This is a genomic window from Haladaptatus pallidirubidus, assembly GCF_020700235.1.
Taxonomy (GTDB): domain Archaea; phylum Halobacteriota; class Halobacteria; order Halobacteriales; family Haladaptataceae; genus Haladaptatus; species Haladaptatus pallidirubidus.
The window spans coordinates 12,375-29,959 of record NZ_CP085304.1 but is presented as its reverse complement, the minus strand read 5'-3'; the positions used below and the strand labels follow the sequence as shown (position 1 = coordinate 29,959).

The following is a 17,585-nucleotide window of genomic DNA, read 5'->3' as shown; positions in this document are numbered from 1 at the left end:
TTTTTGAGGGATTCGCCCTATCATGTTAGAAAATTTCCAATTGCATTCATTCGTATACAATAGCGGGATTCGAGTCAATGATAATCGTCCAAATCCAACAACTTTCATTCAAATATATGATAATAATGGCCTTTTAGTAGTGCTTACCCGTTAGTTCTTCATGAGGAGTGCTTTGAGGGGGAATCAATGCGAATAATCATCGCTGGTGCTGGCGAGGTGGGATCGAATATTGCTGCCAATTTGGCGGAGAGTCACGAAATTATCGTTATCGATACCGATCCTGAAAAAGTGGATGAACTCACGTATTCCAACGATGTCTTGTCAATAGAGGGTGATGGAACATCCTCCGTGACGTTGCGAGAAGCAGGTATCGGCGAAGCGGACATGCTTATCGCCAGTACAGACGATGACGAGACGAATTTGGTCATCTGTGGAACGGCGAAAACTCTCGGTGATTCATTCACTATCGCACGCGTTAGGAACGCGAACTTTATTGAAACGTGGGATCGGTCGGATGGTGCCTTCGGTGCTGATTTCATGGTATCGACCAATATTCTGACAGCAAACGATATCGTTCGGGTGGTCGGACTACCCGCAGCACTGGATGTCGATCCGTTCGCTGGTGGACTGGTACAGATGGCCGAGTTCGAGGTCTCTCCCAAGAGCGACATGGCTGGACAGACAGTCGAAGAGGCTGACCGCTTTGAGGCACTTACGTTCGCTGCGCTTGTTCGAAATGGAGATGTGGTGATCCCTGACGGTGAGACTATTATCGAAGCTGGAAACAAAGTCATCATCATTGGCCGCCCAGACAGTATACAGGAATTTTCTGGTGCCGTTGCATCTGCTGAAACGTCAGCAGACGCCAAAGAAATCGTTATCATCGGCGGGAGTGATATTGGCTATCATACCGCGAAATTACTTGAGGAGCGTGGACTCAGTCCGCGGTTGATCGAGCAAAGTACTGATCGTGCTCAACAATTGGCTGAGGAACTCCAGAAGACGGTCGTAATGGAGCATGACGCAACGGATGTCGACTTTTTGGTCGGTGAGCATATTGACCGGGCAGCCGCCGTCATTGCGACAACAGATAGTGATGAGAAAAACCTCTTAGTCTCGTTGCTCGCCAAGAGTATCGGCGTCCGACGAGCGATAGCGATCGTTGAGGACGGCGAATACACCGACTTGTTCGAAGCAGTGGGAGTTGACGTGGCAATTAATCCACGGGAAGCTACGGCCGAGGAAATTGTCCGGTTAACCCAGGAAGGGCAAATAGAAAATCTCTCACTCATCGAAGGACGGCAAGCGGAAGTTCTCGAAATCGAGATCGACGAAGGGAGTGCGCTAACGGGTCGTCCTATCCGCGAGAGTATGATCGATTTCCCGTCGGAGGTCGTAATCGGTGCCATTACTCGCAGACGTGATTTCATCATCCCTCGTGGTGAAACAATAATCGAACCCGGCGATCACGTCGTTCTCTTCCTTGCCACAGATGTTCTCCCCGACGTCATGGGTCTCGTATGAGAATTCGAGTCGACTGGCGTGTCAGCTGTCGCTTAGTTGGAACGATTCTCAAGTGGCTCTGGGTACCGCTGGTATTCCCACTGGGAATCGCCTTGTACGACGGGACTGCCATCGTTCCATTTATACTGCCGATGCTGGGAACAGCTGGCCTTGGACTCGGCTTCGAGCAACTGACTGAGAAAAGTGATCTACGGGTGCGAGAAGCGTTTTTAATGGTTTCGCTGACTTGGTTGAGTATTGCTCTCGTCGGGGCAGTGCCGTTCGTCCTCGCTGGTGAAGGAACGCTTGCACGGCCAGTAAATGCACTCTTCGAGAGCATGAGTGGAATCACGACCACGGGTGCAACCGTCATCGTCGATTTTGAGCTCCACTCACGGGCGATCCTCATGTGGCGAGCGATCCTCCAGTGGCTTGGTGGGCTTGGTATCCTCGTGCTGGCGACGGCCGTTCTCTCGCAACTCTCAGTGGGTGGCGCGCAACTTATGGAAACCGAGACCCAAACCCAGGATGTCAACAAACTTACGCCCCGTATCTCGGAGACGGCTGCCCTGCTCTGGAAAATATATATTGGATTGACCGGGCTCCAAGTCGCTGTTCTCTACGGACTCCATCTCATCGGTGTTGCTCCCGAGATGACGCTGTATGATGCCGTCGCCCATGCGTTCACGACGATCTCGACAAGTGGCTTCTCACCAAGAGCAGAAAGCATTGCTGCGTTTTCGCCAGCCGTCCAATGGGCCATCATCCCATTTATGATCGTCGGCGCGACAAGCTTCATCCTCCTCTATTTCGTCTTCCAAGGAGACCTTGATCGGTTGCGAAATAGTGACGAGTTTCGCTTCTACATTGGCATTCTGGTGTTTTTCACACTCGGAGTCGGAAGCGTATTAATCATTGATACAACCCCGTATGCGAGCGTCGAAGCGATTACCCGCCATGCACTCTTCCAAGTAGTCTCTATCGTTACGACGACAGGGTATGCGAGTACGGATTTCAACCTCTGGTCGTCAGGAGCGAAGCACCTCCTGTTCGTCTGTATGTTTATCGGCGGCATGGCCGGCAGTACGACGTGTTCGATCAAAACGCTACGCTGGCTCGTCGTCTTAAAAGCGTTCCGTCGCGATCTATTTACGGCCGTTATCCCGAGTGCAATCCGACCGGTTCGACTGAGTGGGAACGTCGTCAACGAGGAAACGATTCGCGATATCTATGCATATACACTCGTGAGTCTTCTGTTCTTTTTCATCGCGACGATTTTCGTTGTGGTCGATGCGTCACGAGTACGGGTGACTGTCACCGAATTCGATGCGATGAGCGCCGCTGCTGCTACCTTCTTCAACATTGGGCCTGCCTTCGGATTGGCTGGCCCGTTCGAAAGCTACGAACCGTTTTCCCGGTCGACAAAACTCGTTATGATCTTTCTCATGTGGGTCGGGCGAATCGAGATTATTCCCGTCTTAGTGTTATTAACGCCGTCGTATTGGCGAGCGTGAGGTATTGTCGATGAAGTTTCCCCCAGATTGATAACGATAGACTGCCACGAATTGAGCTGGTTCTCTACCGGGGATAGCGGTGAATCGAATGCAGAAACCTGACCTAAACCCATATTCTCAGTGTAGGCACTTGTGAACTGCCATAGAGTCACGACCCGAGACGAGTAACCTGTGGATCGGGATTGCTTTCGGGGAATTGACGAGCCCTCACGCTAGGATATCTCCTGTGAGATCAGGTGATGTGCTGCGAAACGAAATCAGCGTTTTGAATGAGCACGGTGCCAAGGATACTCATGACTAAGACGTATCCGACAGCAAAGGCTGGAATTACCGATTGGAGTGCCCCCGTACCGACACTCGTAGCGAGAGCGGCGATCACAAGCGAGAATTCCCCGCGAGGTATTAATCCAAAGCCGACACGGATCGAGCGCAGCTGGTCGAGTTGATATACCTGTCCGGCGAGTGAGCCACTGACGAGCTTCCCAATGGTCGTTATGAGGATTGCTGCGAACAACAACCACACAGCGTCAGTGATGAGTGTGATATCTGTTGTAAGACCAATCGAGAAAAAGAAAACGGCAGCGAAGAAATCACGAGTTGGTGCGACGACGTTTTCGATGCGTTCAGTATGGTTTGTGCTGCTGAATGCTGTGCCGACAAAGAATGCGGCGACTGCCTCACTTAGGCCAGTTGCGAGTGCGCCCCCGGCGATGAGCGTCGTGATCCCAAGGATGCGAAGTAAGAATAGCTCGTCTGAGTCGGCACTGAACGCACGCTCGATATACGCCGATCCATACCATGCGATGAGTGTGAGTCCACCGAGAAACGCGAACGCCGACCCGACTGCAAGCGCAACATCGACCAGGGATCCTTTTCCTAACGCCACTGCAGACAGGAGTGCTAAATAAATTGCAATCAATATATCTTCGAACACTAACGTCCCTAAAATGGGATTGCTTTCCGGATTTGCGATCCACCCATTGTCGATGAGTGATTTGGTGATGATGGCGCTTGAGGAGATATAGACGATTCCAGCGATGAAGAACGTCTCTAACAGCGAATAGCCGAACACAATACCGAGGCCAACGCCGAGCCCGAAGTTGATGATAAAATCAACGCTCCCGATTTTGGCGATGCGTGTCCGATCGGTCAGCAGCTGCGAGACACTGAACTCAAGACCAAGGAAGAACAGCAAAAACACGATACCGAGTTCCGCAATCACATCGATAAACTCCCGATTCTCGACAAGCGTGAGCGAGAGACCGGCGATTGAGGATGGTTCGTTCGGGCCAATCAGAATGCCTACAATGATGTACGCGGGGATGACAGAAAGACCGATGCGATGGGCGAGCGCGCCTGCCAAAGCAATACTCGTTAGTGCGATCCCAACTTCGACCAGCAATAACTCCGCCATACTTAGGCTTGAGAGGTGTCGGAGGGCTCGGTATTGATGAGTTCAGAAAACGCTTGCTGTTCATCTCGCGTCCCAAGCGTCACAAGGATGTCGTCTGCTTCGATCGTCGTATCCGGCGTCGGGTTCGCAATCGTTTCTTCACCTCGTTGGATTGCGATGATCGAGACACCCGTCTGTTCACGGATATGCGCTGCTCGGAGTGATTGATCGACCAACGGTGCCGAAGAATCAATGTCGACCCACTCGATAATCGCTTCGCCTAATGGTACCTGAACCTCGTCCATCTCGATCGGCTGGAAGTATGCCCCCTCAAGAATCGAACCGAGTTGTCGGGCTCGCTTCCCAGTTAGACTGAATAATTTCTGGCTATCCTGATTTTCACCGAGACGTAAATACACCTCCCGCTTTCCATCGTGGTGGATGAGTACGATAAGCCGTTCATCATCGTCAAGCTCAAGTTCGAATTTATGGCCAACCCCTGGAACTTCGGTCTCATAGATCGTCATACGTGAAATCAACGCGGCAAGGTTTAATAAACATCTTGCGTTCACGACCATTCATGGGATATTCAAAGCCAGACCGGTATCATAGGGTCTTTTACGACACCCTCTAAGACATAAACTGAGTGGCGATGGAGACGATAACTGATACGAAAACGTACGAGTACACGGACGAAGTCATCGTCAAAGTCATGGGAGTTGATGAGCAAGGGGACTTCGCCATCGTTTCGTATCAATTCACCTTCGTAAACGATGAAAACACTACTGTTCGCCCTCGCGGCGAAATCGATCCCGAACATCAATCACATGTGAAGACTGCACTCGCTGACGCCGGATATACACTCAAGCCATTATAGTTGAAGCTACTCCAACATTGCAACTTGATGAGTGCGAATATCGTCTCGTTATGGTTTAATGTACACGAGTGACTCTGCTCTGCCATAGACAAGTGGCAGCGTCGCACCGTCTATTATGCACTCCTCTTGACTGGGGTGATACTCGCGTACGCTGTCCTTTATCATCACGGAATGCACATCTTCGAAGGGGAGCGTTTCTCGTTTTTACATTCGTTACAGGTTGTAGTCGAGACGTTCACCACGACTGGATTTGGGTTGGACGTGCCATGGACGAGTCCAGAGATGGACACCTTCGTCATCATCATGGATCTCACGGAAGTTATTCTCATCTTCATGGCACTCTCCGTGCTGATCTTCCCGTTATTAGAAGATTGGGGACGCTTCATTGGGATATAACTGACCAGAATTCCATTACTCGATATGGCTTCGAATCACGGCGTTGAACACCGCGATCTCCTTGCACATGTTCTTCTTCCGGTCGCAAACGAAGAGGATGCTCGCGGTACTGCCCGGATGCTTGCACCATATGATCCAGACCATGTGACGGCGCTTCACGTGATCGAAAAAGGCGAGGGTGTCCCTGATAAAACACCAGTCGAACAGTCCGAAGCAATAGCAGCCGAAGCCTTCACAGCAGTTCACGAGATATTTCCAGACGCTGCAGAGCATACTGCCTACTCCAGGGATATCGTCAAAGCCATCTTTGCTGCCGCCGATGAGATTGGGGCGAGTGCCATCGCATATCGATCCCGTGGTAGTGGACGTCTCCTGCAATTTCTCTCAGGTGATCTTTCACTCAAACTTGTCACACAAGCTGAATACCCCGTTATTGCACTTCCACAGGAGGATACAGAGACATGAGTACAGGTGACGAAGAACTGGCAAAAGACCTTGGGCCACTTGCGGCCCTGACGATCGGTATCGGAACTATGATCGGAGCTGGAATCTTTGTTCTTCCCGGGACAGCAATCGAAAACGCTGGCTGGTACGCTGTCTACTCGTTTATCGTAGGGGGGGCAATTGCGTTACTGACCGCTTTCTCGGCCAGCGAGCTCGGAACAGCGATGCCGAAGTCGGGCGGGGCGTATTATTACGTAAACCAAGCGCTCGGACCACTGTTCGGCTCGATAACTGGCTGGGCAAACTGGCTTGGACTGGCATTTGCGAGTTCTTTCTACATGATTGGGTTCGGCCAATACATCCAGGCTATCTTCGGGATTCCTGAACTATTATCACTCGGCCCCATCGCGATTTCCTCGGTTAAGATAATTGCCCTTCTCGGCGCGGCGTTCTTCGTCTTTGTTAACTACGTCGGTGCCAAGGAGACCGGCCGACTCCAAAATATTATCGTCGCAATTCTCGTGGTTATTCTCGCGGTATTCACTGTCGTAGGAGCATTTAAAGCTGATCTAACTAACCTCCCGGCTGGGAAGGGTCTGACACCGTTGATTACGACGACAGGGATTATTTTCGTATCCTACCTCGGATTCGTCCAGATTACAAGCGTCGCTGAAGAGATCAAAAACCCCGATAAGAACCTCCCGCGGGCGATCCTCGGAAGCGTCGTGTTGGTGACCAGTATCTACGCGCTCGTGCTCTTTACGATGACGGCAGCGGTCAAAGAGGGATTTATCGCCGAGCAACAGCTTGCTGGAAAAATCGCCGTGGTTGAAGTTGGTCGGCTACTGCTCGGCCCCATTGGCGCAGTAGCTCTTCTATTGGGCGGCCTCCTAGCCACAGCCTCCAGCGCTAATGCATCGATTCTCGCATCCTCGCGGATCAATTTTGCGATGGGTCGCGACCGCATTGTCATGCCCGAAATTAATGCGATTCACCATCGGTTCGGCACTCCCTATCGCGCGATCGGTATCACAGGTGGACTTATCCTCCTTTTTATCGCTGCTGGCAGCGTAGAGTTGCTTGCGACCTTAGGGAGTGTCCTCCATTTGATTATTTATGGGCTGCTAAATATCGCCCTCATCGTGATGCGTGAGGCCAATGCCGTCGATTATGAGCCATCGTATCGTGTTCCACTCTACCCCGTCGTCCCGGTTTTAGGAGCTATTCTTTCATTCGCGCTCATCGCGTTCATCTCACCAACGGTAATTCTGCTCAGTGCATTGCTAGTTGTCGGGGCTATACTCTGGTATCTTGGATACGCGCAATCGCGGACGACTGTTCAAGGGATACTCCCTGAGTTCATCCTTGCGCGACGAGACACAATGCCTGATGCAGTCGTCTCAGCCGCGACAAGCGTGAAACCGGACGGCGGTGAGTATCGGGTGATGGTGCCGCTCGCTAATCCGGAACACGAATCAAACCTCATTACACTCGCAAGTGCAATCGCCAAACAACGCGGTGGAATCGTCGAAGCGGTTCACATCGTCACTGTTCCGGATCAGACCGCTCTGGAGTCCGCAGCCGACCAGTTTGACGCGGAAAAGAAAGAGTCGCAAGCGCTCCTCGATGCCGCCGAAAGCGATGCGGAGTCGTTCGGAACTCACATCGAGAAGTCAACCATCTTCTCACATCTGTCGTTCGAGAAGATTTTCGATACAGCACGGATCCATGACGCCGATATGGTTGTTATGGGTTGGGGGTCGGAGTCTCACGGCTCACCAGGCCGAATCGAGAGCGCCAGGGATGACCTGGGAACAGAGCTACCGTGTGACTTTCTTGCTCTCAAGAATCGCGGCTTCGATCCTGCTCACCTTCTTGTTCCCACTGCAGGCGGCACCTCCTCAGATCTCTCTGCAGAAGTTGCACAGTTACTACAGAGTGAATTCGACTCCCAGATTTCATTACTGCACGTCAATGAGAATCAGCAAGCAGGCCGGGAATTTCTGGAGAGTTGGGCTTCAGAACGTGGACTTAGTGACGCAGACTTGCGTGTCGACGATGGCGATGTGAGCACGGCTATTGCGAACGCTGCTGCGGACTGCACCATGGTTATTATCGGAGCAACAGGGCGAGGACTCCTCTCGCGGTTAATGCATGGGTCGTCTGTCGTGGATGCCGCCGAAGATGTTGACTGTACAGTCCTCTTGGCTGAGCGGCCAACCCATCGCTCGTTCCGCGAGCGGTTGTTCGGACAGCGGTAAGTGGGACGAAGTCGAAATGATGAGGCGAGTCAAAGATTTTGATTTAGATCAAAACGAGTAGCTCAACAGCGGCGATTAATCCACTCTCATTACACTGTGTCTCGCTGTGTACACGCGGGAACATCTAAAACACAAACAATCATCACCACACACCTACGAGCATGAGACACAGACGAGAAGCACGTAGACACACCGCAATATGTTATCGAGTTATTAGGCTACTCTCGCGTTCAAGATACGCTCTGCTATCTGCGACAACAAAATCGTCCAGTTACATGTAAAAATCTAGCCCACAAAATCGCAAGTTGGGAGTCTGGCCAGCCGAGTTCCAAGGCACCTGACGAACTCATCCACGAAATTTCTGACTCACTCCAGCATGACTATCTTCCGAAGCTCGTGGAGATAGGGCTGATCGAACGAGAACAGAAGTACGACGAAGAGTATCTCAGAGTTACAGACAAAATCAATGCAATTGAGGCTGATCTGAATCCGCGATCAGAACTCGGGCCGACCGAGTATCGAGTTGAGTGAAAAGACGGTGTTACGCTGTCGCCATCTGATCCAACTAATCAACTCTAAACTACTGGATTCGCCACTGTGCTTATCACTTCCCAACCCGTCCATTCACTATGAGTGTTATCGCTGAATTCAAAGTGCCAGCTGAGGCTCTTGCACTCTCGGAGACACTCGAACAAACCCCGGAGATGATCGTCGAGATCGAGCGTGTCGTGGCCCACGACGATGATAGAGTGATGCCATATTTTTGGGGTCGAGGTGGCGATTACACCGAGTTTGAAGCGGCAATCGACAATGACCCTTCCACTCAGAGTGTCATGAAGCTCGATGAGTACGAGGATGGGACGCTCTATCGAGCCGAATGGACACAAAATATCGAAAGCATCGTCTATGCCTATCTTGAGGTCGGGGCAACCATCCTCGAAGCGACTGGCCGCACGGATAATTGGGAGCTTCGAATGCGATTTGATACCGAAGACCTCGTTGCCGACTTTCGAAACTACTGCCGAGAGAAGAACATTCCTTATGAACTACTCCGCCTGTACCATCCCTCTGAACCGAAAGGTGGTGGCCAGTACGGCCTGTCACCGAAATAACGAAATGCCTTAGTCACAGCATTAGACCGGGGCTATTTCGATGTCCCCCGGTCAGTGTCAATGGGTGTAGTAGCGGACGAGATAGGAATCTCCCAACAGTCCTGTTCGAAATTATTACGTCGTGCCCACCGAAATCTCGTCGCGAACGTGTTAACTGTGAATCATCCAGAGGATGAAAACAGCGCGTAATATGAACCGGGCGTAAATACGCACCTCAGATTCTTTTCCTTCTCTGATCTTGTTTCTCCTATGCCCGATGAACCGAACCTCCCACACGAAATTCCTGGTGCTGGTGGTGATCAGCCAGGCGAACAGTCAGTGAAAACGCCTGCAGAGAGACAGCTAGAGTCAGCAGGTCTGGACAGGGTCTATGATGCTCTTACTGATCGACGCCGTCGATACATCCTTCACTGTCTCAAAAGGTCCCGAACACCGATGGCACTGGCCGATATCGCCGATTCGATTGTTCGGTGGGAGACGAATGAGGAACCGGTAGACGTACCAGCCGAACGCGAACGGATCTACGTCTCGCTGTACCACTATCACGTGCCGAAGTTGGCTGATGCGAACCTTGTCTCGTTTGACGTCCCTAAAAAGCGTGTTTCCCTCTGTGAAAGCGACGAGGCTGCAATTCAGGATGTGATCGCTGAGCGATGACTGGCACGATCGTGGACATAACCGTCCCAGCTGCGCAATTTGCGCTCGAGTACACGCTTGGTGAATTCGAGGGTGTGGCGTTCGAAGTCGAACAGGTGGCCGCCACCAATCACGACAGCCTGATGCCATTCATGCGGATTGAAACAACTCATCGTATTCAGCTTCAAGAAGCATTCGCTGCTGACGATAGTGTCGCTGATTTCGAGCGGATTGCTGCCTTCGAAACAGAGTGTTTGTATAAACTCGATTGGGCCGATCGAATCGACCATCTGATTCGGATGCTGGTTGATCAAAACGCAACAATACAGACCGCGACGGGACATACCGATTGCTGGGATATCCGACTCTTATTCGATGATCGCGAGACGGCTGCTAGCACATATGAATACTGCAAAGAGCAGGGCATCGACTTCGAGGTGGTGAATATTCAGGAGTTCAGTGACCGTGGTGGGACTCGATTTGGACTCACGGAGTCACAGCGAACAGCCCTTCAGCTCGCTGCTGAACGCGGCTATTATACGGTGCCTCGCGAAGTCACCGCCGATGACCTCTCCGAGGAATTCGGGATCAGCCACCAAGCGCTTTCTGAACGACTCCGGCGAGCGCATGGAAATTTAATCCAGCATGTTCTCGGCAGTAGAACCGAGAAGACAGAGCCAGCAGACGCACCACCAATAGAGTCTCGCTCGGAGACAACCGTGGATTAACAGCGACCCCTGATCTCCTACCGCCGAATTTCATAGACGACAGTAGAGTACCCTATCATCCTTGAGTCGATCACTGTACATTTCGTGGTACATGCTCAGTGCGCCAACTGGCGATGATTTCAGTGATCGAATTCGGTTGCTCCGAACAATCGGGAAAAATAGTCTGTTTTCTGGGATTTCAACGCGTTTAAAGATGCGTGATTGGTTTGATAACCGAAATAGAACATGCGGCGGCAGTGAGGTCGATTCCTCGAATTCGTTTGATTTTGGCGGTTGACTTCCTGTGGGCAGTATAAGCGGCAGTGCAATGGCTCCGGAACCCCGTCTCGATCTGAGCAGAGATCGTGATGCGTATTTAACAAAACTTCACGAGTATGCGCAGCAAGTGACTGGCGGGAAATATCTAGTTCATCGGTGATATCTTCAAGAGTAACTTCTCGAGGTTGATCGAAATAACCGGCTTTAAATGCGGTAGTGAGAGCCTCTTCTTGGGCGGACGTGAGCTGATATTGTTCTCCTGTTCGGAGTTCTGAGAGCGCATATAGGCGGGTAACAGTTATGGGGATATCATATTCATGGCAGTAGCGTTGGAAGTGAGAGATGCTTTGTTGATCGTCTGCCCGTAATTGAAGCTCCCATCCCGTCTGTGTCCCAATTCCGGATAATAACGTCAATCCGGCTCGGTCAACCTCTTTGAGAATACTTTCGTCATTAAGCTGCCAGTCACCGCGAAAGAGGCCACCTCCAGGCACGGTATCTACGGGTTCAATTGCAGCGATCGTTGGGTTCCCATCGAACTATGCGGGTATGGTTTCGACATCTTCTCCCCAGATCCAAAAATAGGGGATAATAGCCCGGTCAGTGGGGATAACGCGTTCAAATTCGACTTCTACCGCCGGGAAATCCTAGAAGATTTCCCCGAGCTGGAATGTATCGGTCGGCATCGTGAATTCGATTATCCTCGGCATATCTCATCCCAAGGATGCAAACGGAGTAAACGCTCGGGCTTCTCAAAGGGGTTGCGTACCGAACTGTAGCCACGGGTATAGAGTATAGGTCAAACAGAGTCCTTCTCGTTTTCTAGCGTTGATTTTTATTGTTCAATACTAGACGAAGCCGATGACTGCTGTATTCTACTGATAACAATCAGTTATCGTACTCTCACAGGTGGTGCATGAGCTGGCCGATATTGATCCAGCCGCGCAGTTTCTCGCTCTCTCGATCATACTTGATGACATCGTGCTTAGCGAGCAGTGGCAGATGATCGCTCCAGACGGCCTCTTCTCGCTTCGGTGGGTCCTCTTTGGCACTCGTTTTAGATTTAGAACATTAAGTACAAATAATATAAGATTTGGTTCGAAGATGGAACATACAAGCCGGTTATTCGTTCCATTATCTCATCGCTAATCGTCGTGATATCAATACTGAAGCGAAGGATTCGCGTATTCTGTCAGAAGAAAAGCTGATAAATCAATACATAGACAATAGAGTCGCCAAGCGGAGAAACCGCCCATTGAACGGTTTGAACACCTAAATAACAAAGGAGGCAAAGAGCGTCTGCATTGGATATGACTAATGGTTCCGAGAAAGATAACTCAAGAGTAGTAGATTGGAAATCTCAAGACGAAGATACCCAGAACAAGGGGGATGGGGGAACGGACAAGATCACGCAGGACGAAGGACCAACTCGACGTTCGTTGCTTCGGAACATGGCCACCTACAGTGCATTACCTCTCGTCGGGGGGAACGGATTGAGAAGTGGTGACAGTGATCGTAGCGAACTAGTAGCTGTCTCGCTGGGTGATGACTCCAGTTTGCCACTTCAGGACGCGTCGTTACAAGACGATCCGTGCGTGATGGCTTGCGAAGATGCGATAGAAAGACTGGTATGGGAAATAGACCAAGTCAAAAGACGCTATGACAATTGTAAGTTAGCTTATCAAAGGGCATCCAACCGAAAAGAGCAACGTGTTAGGGAATCAGTCGCGGAAGACGATCTCGATCCAAACTGTATCAATTCTCTTGGATGTGAGGGGAGAGGGATCTACCTCTGTTCGGGGAGGTACCGAGCGGAGTGCCTAAATGAGGTCGTCGGCGTCAAATATCCGGACTGCTCTCACCTTCAGAAGGTACTACAAGCCCTTCAGGAACAGTACTCCAAGATTCTTAATGAGTGCGCAGGGCAAAGAGAAGTGTTGCCGAGGATCAACACTGAAGAGGCATTTGACTTGCCATCGTTAAGGAGCAGACTAGAGAAGTTGAAGAGGGATCGAGATATAGAGGAGGAATTTACTACAAAACCACTAAGACGTAATGTCAAAAAAGAAAGACGGGATTGTTTTATCCAAGGGCTCGTTGACCAACTAAATATCTTGGGCGAGATGTGCAGAGCGCGGTATAAACGGATGAGGAGAGATCTCGCCAGGTCGGAAAAAAAGCTCGAAGACCTCAATCGGAAAATTGCTGATCTTGAGGAGATCATTCGAACTTTGGAACGGGTGAACTGCGGGGAGTCGCCGGTAGGCGACCTCGAATATCCACGGAGTTTAGCCGGGAAAACTCCGGTCGCCGGTGCCTTCCCCAAATCTGTCGCTCGATCGGGCGCCTCACAAAATGCGGAAAACGTTGGTGGTGATCGTAATGATCGGAACGATGATCTGCTGAGCCCATGGCAAGTGGAGATGCAGCAGCAGTCGGACGAATTCGAGTACGATATCGATGCGTACGCCTACACCGAAATCGAACGGTTCGAACCGTGGCGGTTGGATTTCGACGAGCCTGCAACCAATGCGGATGCCGTCTTTCAGAAGTTCGTCACCAACCAAGTGTACCTGACGTTCGCACAGGAAGCACTCTCAACGAGCTTATCGCGGGCGAGCCTTGTCAACGACTTTCGTACCGATTTCCAAATGATGCGTTTCGTCCCCCTCGAATCATTAGAGGAGATCGTTCGCCTTGAATTAGACCAGATTGCCGCCGTTACATTCAATGCAGAAGCAGCGTCGACATACGCTGACGCGGCAATCAAAATGCGACCTGTGGTGAACGACGCCTGGGAGGCGGTAAGAGAGGACGTCGGCGATCTATCGCCTGAGGAGCAGATCGAACAGTACCGCCAATGGTGGGACGATCCGGAGAACCGCGAATGGGTCAAATGGTCGTTACTTGAGACACTGGGACAGTGGTACGCACTCATCGATGACGAGGAAACTGACCCAGACTTCGAATTCAACACGATAGATTCGGAACAATTACTCGATGCGGACTGGGCCGACGGAATGCAACTGCGACGGGAGTATTACAATGATGTCGCTGAGAGTCACCGCGAACTCCGCTCTTCTCTTCACGAGGAGTGGAAGGCCCCGCGCCGTCGTGCCGGGTGATAACGCTCGCTCTGTCGTTGGCCGTCCCGTCTGGAAATCGTCGCTTGTTCCCGCACATCAGCGGGCAGACACAGTTGCGTATACGGATACTTTCAGAGGGGTAAGCGGCCACAACAGGGGGTCCCACTAGAGGTAATCTACATTGAGCTGACGCAGCGGCCAGATAACAATATAGCGGGTAGTCGTGGTATCGCCATGGCACTTCCTTCGCGCCTCGTGTGGCAACCACTCGTGGTGAGTATCCTGGTCGGACTGGTCATTGGCGGTAGTATCGTACCATCAAGTGCACTCGCTCCGGGCCCCGGGGAAGGAGCTGGGTCACAGCAAGCCAAGCAGATTCTCTCTTGTACGACGATTTCCGAACCCGGCTACTACGTCGTGCAATCGAATATCACGAATCGATCTGAGGACAGTTGTATCCGGATCGAAGCCAGCGACGTTACCCTCGATGCCAATGGCCGTACGATAAGCGGTGTCCAGAACGAGACGCTCCTTGAGCCGTTTAGAAACGCGACAAACGCAACGACCGTAAACCCGACGATGCCGGATTGGGTGAATCACGGTGTCGTCGTTGGAGAGACGACGCAGGTTTCGAACGTTACTATAAGTAATTTGATAGTTACGGACTGGACATACGGTGTCGCCTTTCTCAACGTGACGAGGGGCACCGTACGCGACGTCACGGCCGAGCGGAACGGCAACGGGATTGCTTTCTTCCAGTCTACCGAGAGTGCTGTCTCAGGCAGCACAGCAGCGAACAACACTGCTGGAATCGTCCTGCAACGGGTTGAAGACACCTCAATACTGAAGAGTGTAGTGGAAAACAATTCAGAAGAAGTCGTGTTTACTGGGTGGACACCGGAGAACAACGCGGCGGGGATCGTTGTCCAAAACGCGCAGAACGTGACGGTTGCGGAGAGTAGAGCGGCGAACAACTCCGCAGGAGTTACTCTCTACCGAACGACCGACAGCACCGTAACTGAAAACACGTTGTATCAGAACACGAACGACGGCATCAAGCTTCTCGATACCACGGGAGTGACGGTATCCGAAAACGACGTTCGGAACACGACGACCTACGACGGCATCCAACTCCGTAACTCAAGCGAAAACGAGGTGTCCCGCAACATTGTTCGGTTCAATAGTCTCTCGGGTATTTCCGCGACGGACGGCTCCGAGAACAACACGATCGGTGACAATCACCTCGTCCAAAATGGCCTCAATGGAATACTGGTCTTCCTCAACTCGACAAATAACACGGTCACCGAGAATTACGCATTCGAGAACGCGCACAGTGGGATCGCCCTCGTCGACGGGGCGGATGAGAACGAACTCACAGGGAACGTCATTGAGAATACAACAGGCGGCGATCCATTCTCCACACAAGCGGGATATACAGCAGGCATCGTCATCAATCAGTCGAGTAACAATCTCATAGTAGACACCGTCACCCGAAACAACATCGGATGGGCGTTCTATTCCGTGGACAATGCCTCACAGAACGCGGTTCGTAACTTTACGATCGCTAGAACCACTCGGTTAAATACCACGAGTCCCACGGGGAAAAACTTCACTTGGGTTGACCTCACAGAGACAGTTTCGTTCGTAAGTCGTGACGTTGGGGTCGACATCAATATCTCCGAGAGTCTGACCGACCCAGAGTACGGAGAATCCGGCCTGATCGAACCGGACTGGGAACCAGCCCGCATCGGTCCGTACCTCCGGGTGACCCAAACTAGCGAGGACGGCCGGATTGCGGACTTGAGCCTAGAGTGGGAGCTGCGGCCAGTTCCGACCGAGAACACGATGGCACCTTCGAATACCACGACAGTTAACGAAACCGATTCCCACCTACGGAATACAATCCAGAATCCAAACGTGATTATATCTCCTCGCGTAGCTGAACGTCAGAGTTAACCGGCCACCGTGTCGGTCCGATCCAGAGGTCGTGTAATTCCGACTGGAGTTCGTGGAATTCCTTTGCCAATAATTTATAGGACTCACTGAAATCACGCATATCATCGGTCTACTCGTCATCGAATAATACCTCTCGATCGGGCGTTTCGAACGAAATTTCCTCGAGGCCTTCTGCGACTCGCGCCTGGAACTTATCCCATCCCCTCTCCGATGGCATAAACTTGACAAATATCGCGTCTTGATTCTCCTGGTCGTTCCACCAAGCTCTGATCTCTTGTTTCACTTCTTCGGGAGAGCTACTACCGGTTTCGCTCTTGTGTAGATTAGCGGAATACATTGACAGCGACGCAATCGATGAGACTGTGGATCGGTGCCCCGACAAGATTCAACGACCGGAGAAGCCCGAAGGTATGAGCGGCCTGCTCCAAGCCCTGCTTGGACAGGCCGCGGAATTTCGCCAGCCACGGCTGCACTAATGACCAGAGGCATTCGACCTGGTTCGTGTGGATACCTTCGTCTGAGACGTACTCATCGTCGAGGACAACGGTTCGATGCTCGTGTTCCATCTGCTGATACGCGGGAAGTTCGTCGGTCCAGATCTCTCCCAGCCGCTGGGAGAGATCGCCTGCTTCCTCAATCACTGGCCCGAGGTTCTCGTCGTATTTCGACCCCTCTTCGGCTGAAATTACCCGGAGTACGTCGCGGCCTGCCGCGACGAGCGTCATTTCATCGCCCTGCTCTCCCGTCCATCGTGCCCGCCCAGGTCCAGGAGATCCGCCGCGGGACAGTCCGTCCCGCGGTGGGTTCTGGCCTTTGAATCCCGAGCACACACGCTGAGTTTCGTTCACCTGTGTCGGTCCAGCAATCGTGTGATCGATGCGTTCCCAGACGGTTGGGAAACCGCGAGCAAACGCGGTTTCCACGTCGCTGATCGCCTCGAAGACGGTTTTGTAGGTACGGTCGAGCGGCGGGGCGATTTGGTTGACGCTGAGGAGCGAATCAGCGTAGAGGAGGAACTCGCCGGGGGTGAGTTCCGAGCCGTAGAAGGGTGTGCCACGGGTATAGGTGCTTTTCCAGTCACAGCGGCCACACCAGATCCGAGTCGAGCCGTCGAGAGCGTGGAGGGCGTCGGCGTCACAGTTCGGGCACGCACGGGACGTCCAGATGGCTTTGAGTCGCCGCTCGACGCATCGTCGAGCGGCTCCGGCCGAAACTCTATTACTCCGAGGTCAACGAGTTGCTCAAGCATTCCGCCGAGAGCAGCGTGTTTGTTGGACATGAACAACTGCTGTCGGCGGAATGCCCTAACCACTGTGACTCGGTTCCGCTACACTACACAAGAGCAATCGCGATAGTGGTCCAAATCAGGGCATGGTATGGAATTTCTACACTAATACGACGTGGAGAAACACGTTCCTCCA

Annotated in this window: 15 protein-coding genes and 2 pseudogenes; 13 read left to right on the top strand and 4 right to left on the bottom strand. The window is 51.9% G+C overall.

The window, feature by feature from the left end; translation table 11 throughout:
* The first annotated feature begins 186 nt into the window (after positions 1–186).
* Together trkA and LIX15_RS25510 are read left to right on the top strand one after the other, a co-directional pair.
* Entirely contained in the window at positions 187–1,524 is a 1,338-nt protein-coding gene (trkA, locus tag LIX15_RS25515) for a Trk system potassium transporter TrkA (RefSeq protein ID WP_227777968.1), read from the top strand.
* Complete coding sequence (locus LIX15_RS25510; protein ID WP_227777967.1) at positions 1,521–3,017, top strand: TrkH family potassium uptake protein; 1,497 nt, start codon at positions 1,521–1,523, stop codon at positions 3,015–3,017. The genes trkA and LIX15_RS25510 overlap by 4 nt, the downstream gene beginning before the upstream one ends.
* A 232-nt stretch (positions 3,018–3,249) precedes the next feature.
* On the opposite strand, the gene LIX15_RS25505 is transcribed toward LIX15_RS25510, so the two are convergent.
* A complete protein-coding gene (locus LIX15_RS25505; protein ID WP_227777966.1) occupies positions 3,250–4,431 on the bottom strand; it encodes a cation:proton antiporter in 1,182 nt (393 codons plus the stop codon).
* Positions 4,432–4,433: 2 nt separating this feature from the next.
* Positions 4,434–4,937: a cation:proton antiporter regulatory subunit gene (locus LIX15_RS25500; RefSeq protein WP_227777965.1), complete on the bottom strand. Its 504-nt coding sequence runs from the start codon at positions 4,935–4,937 to the stop codon at positions 4,434–4,436.
* A 125-nt stretch (positions 4,938–5,062) separates the two neighbouring features.
* Here LIX15_RS25500 and LIX15_RS25495 point away from each other — a divergent pair, with 125 nt between their 5' ends.
* The 9 genes and pseudogenes from LIX15_RS25495 (at position 5,063) to LIX15_RS25465 (ending at position 10,864) form a co-directional block, all read left to right on the top strand.
* A complete protein-coding gene (locus LIX15_RS25495; RefSeq protein WP_227777964.1) occupies positions 5,063–5,287 on the top strand; it encodes a hypothetical protein in 225 nt (74 codons plus the stop codon).
* Positions 5,288–5,458: 171 nt separating this feature from the next.
* Positions 5,459–5,683, top strand: coding sequence for a hypothetical protein (locus LIX15_RS25490; RefSeq protein ID WP_227777963.1), 225 nt, complete (start codon positions 5,459–5,461; stop codon positions 5,681–5,683).
* Between the two features lie 24 nt (positions 5,684–5,707).
* Positions 5,708–6,148, top strand: coding sequence for a universal stress protein (locus LIX15_RS25485; RefSeq protein WP_227777962.1), 441 nt, complete (start codon positions 5,708–5,710; stop codon positions 6,146–6,148).
* Positions 6,145–8,388, top strand: a complete 2,244-nt coding sequence (locus LIX15_RS25480) for an amino acid permease (protein WP_227777961.1) — start codon at positions 6,145–6,147, stop codon at positions 8,386–8,388. The genes LIX15_RS25485 and LIX15_RS25480 overlap by 4 nt, the downstream gene beginning before the upstream one ends.
* Positions 8,389–8,592: 204 nt before the next feature.
* Positions 8,593–8,919 carry a DUF7344 domain-containing protein gene (locus LIX15_RS33815; protein WP_425556817.1) on the top strand — a complete coding sequence of 109 codons (327 nt, stop codon included), beginning with the start codon at positions 8,593–8,595 and terminating at the stop codon, positions 8,917–8,919.
* A gap of 98 nt (positions 8,920–9,017) precedes the next feature.
* A complete protein-coding gene (locus LIX15_RS25475) occupies positions 9,018–9,500 on the top strand; it encodes a bacterio-opsin activator domain-containing protein (protein WP_345413027.1) in 483 nt (160 codons plus the stop codon).
* Positions 9,501–9,512: 12 nt separating this feature from the next.
* Positions 9,513–9,689 (top strand): annotated as a pseudogene (locus LIX15_RS33420) (helix-turn-helix domain-containing protein); the annotation flags it as partial.
* Positions 9,690–9,749: 60 nt separating this feature from the next.
* Complete coding sequence (locus tag LIX15_RS25470) at positions 9,750–10,157, top strand: DUF7344 domain-containing protein (RefSeq protein WP_227777960.1); 408 nt, start codon at positions 9,750–9,752, stop codon at positions 10,155–10,157.
* Positions 10,154–10,864, top strand: a complete 711-nt coding sequence (locus LIX15_RS25465; protein WP_227777959.1) for a helix-turn-helix domain-containing protein — start codon at positions 10,154–10,156, stop codon at positions 10,862–10,864. The genes LIX15_RS25470 and LIX15_RS25465 overlap by 4 nt, the downstream gene beginning before the upstream one ends.
* Positions 10,865–10,983: 119 nt before the next feature.
* On the opposite strand, the gene LIX15_RS25460 is transcribed toward LIX15_RS25465, so the two are convergent.
* Positions 10,984–11,616 (bottom strand): helix-turn-helix domain-containing protein, encoded by a 633-nt coding sequence (locus LIX15_RS25460; protein ID WP_227777958.1) that lies wholly within the window; start codon positions 11,614–11,616, stop codon positions 10,984–10,986.
* A gap of 816 nt (positions 11,617–12,432) precedes the next feature.
* On the opposite strand from LIX15_RS25460, the gene LIX15_RS25455 reads away from it, so the two are divergent.
* On the top strand, positions 12,433–14,247 hold the full coding sequence (locus LIX15_RS25455; RefSeq protein ID WP_227777957.1) for a hypothetical protein: 1,815 nt from the start codon (positions 12,433–12,435) through the stop codon (positions 14,245–14,247).
* 195 nt (positions 14,248–14,442) lie between these two features.
* Positions 14,443–16,164 carry a right-handed parallel beta-helix repeat-containing protein gene (locus LIX15_RS25450; RefSeq protein WP_227777956.1) on the top strand — a complete coding sequence of 574 codons (1,722 nt, stop codon included), beginning with the start codon at positions 14,443–14,445 and terminating at the stop codon, positions 16,162–16,164.
* 323 nt (positions 16,165–16,487) lie between these two features.
* Here LIX15_RS25450 and LIX15_RS25445 read toward each other — a convergent pair.
* Positions 16,488–17,443: pseudogene (locus LIX15_RS25445) on the bottom strand (IS1595 family transposase).
* Between the last annotated feature and the right edge of the window lie 142 nt (positions 17,444–17,585).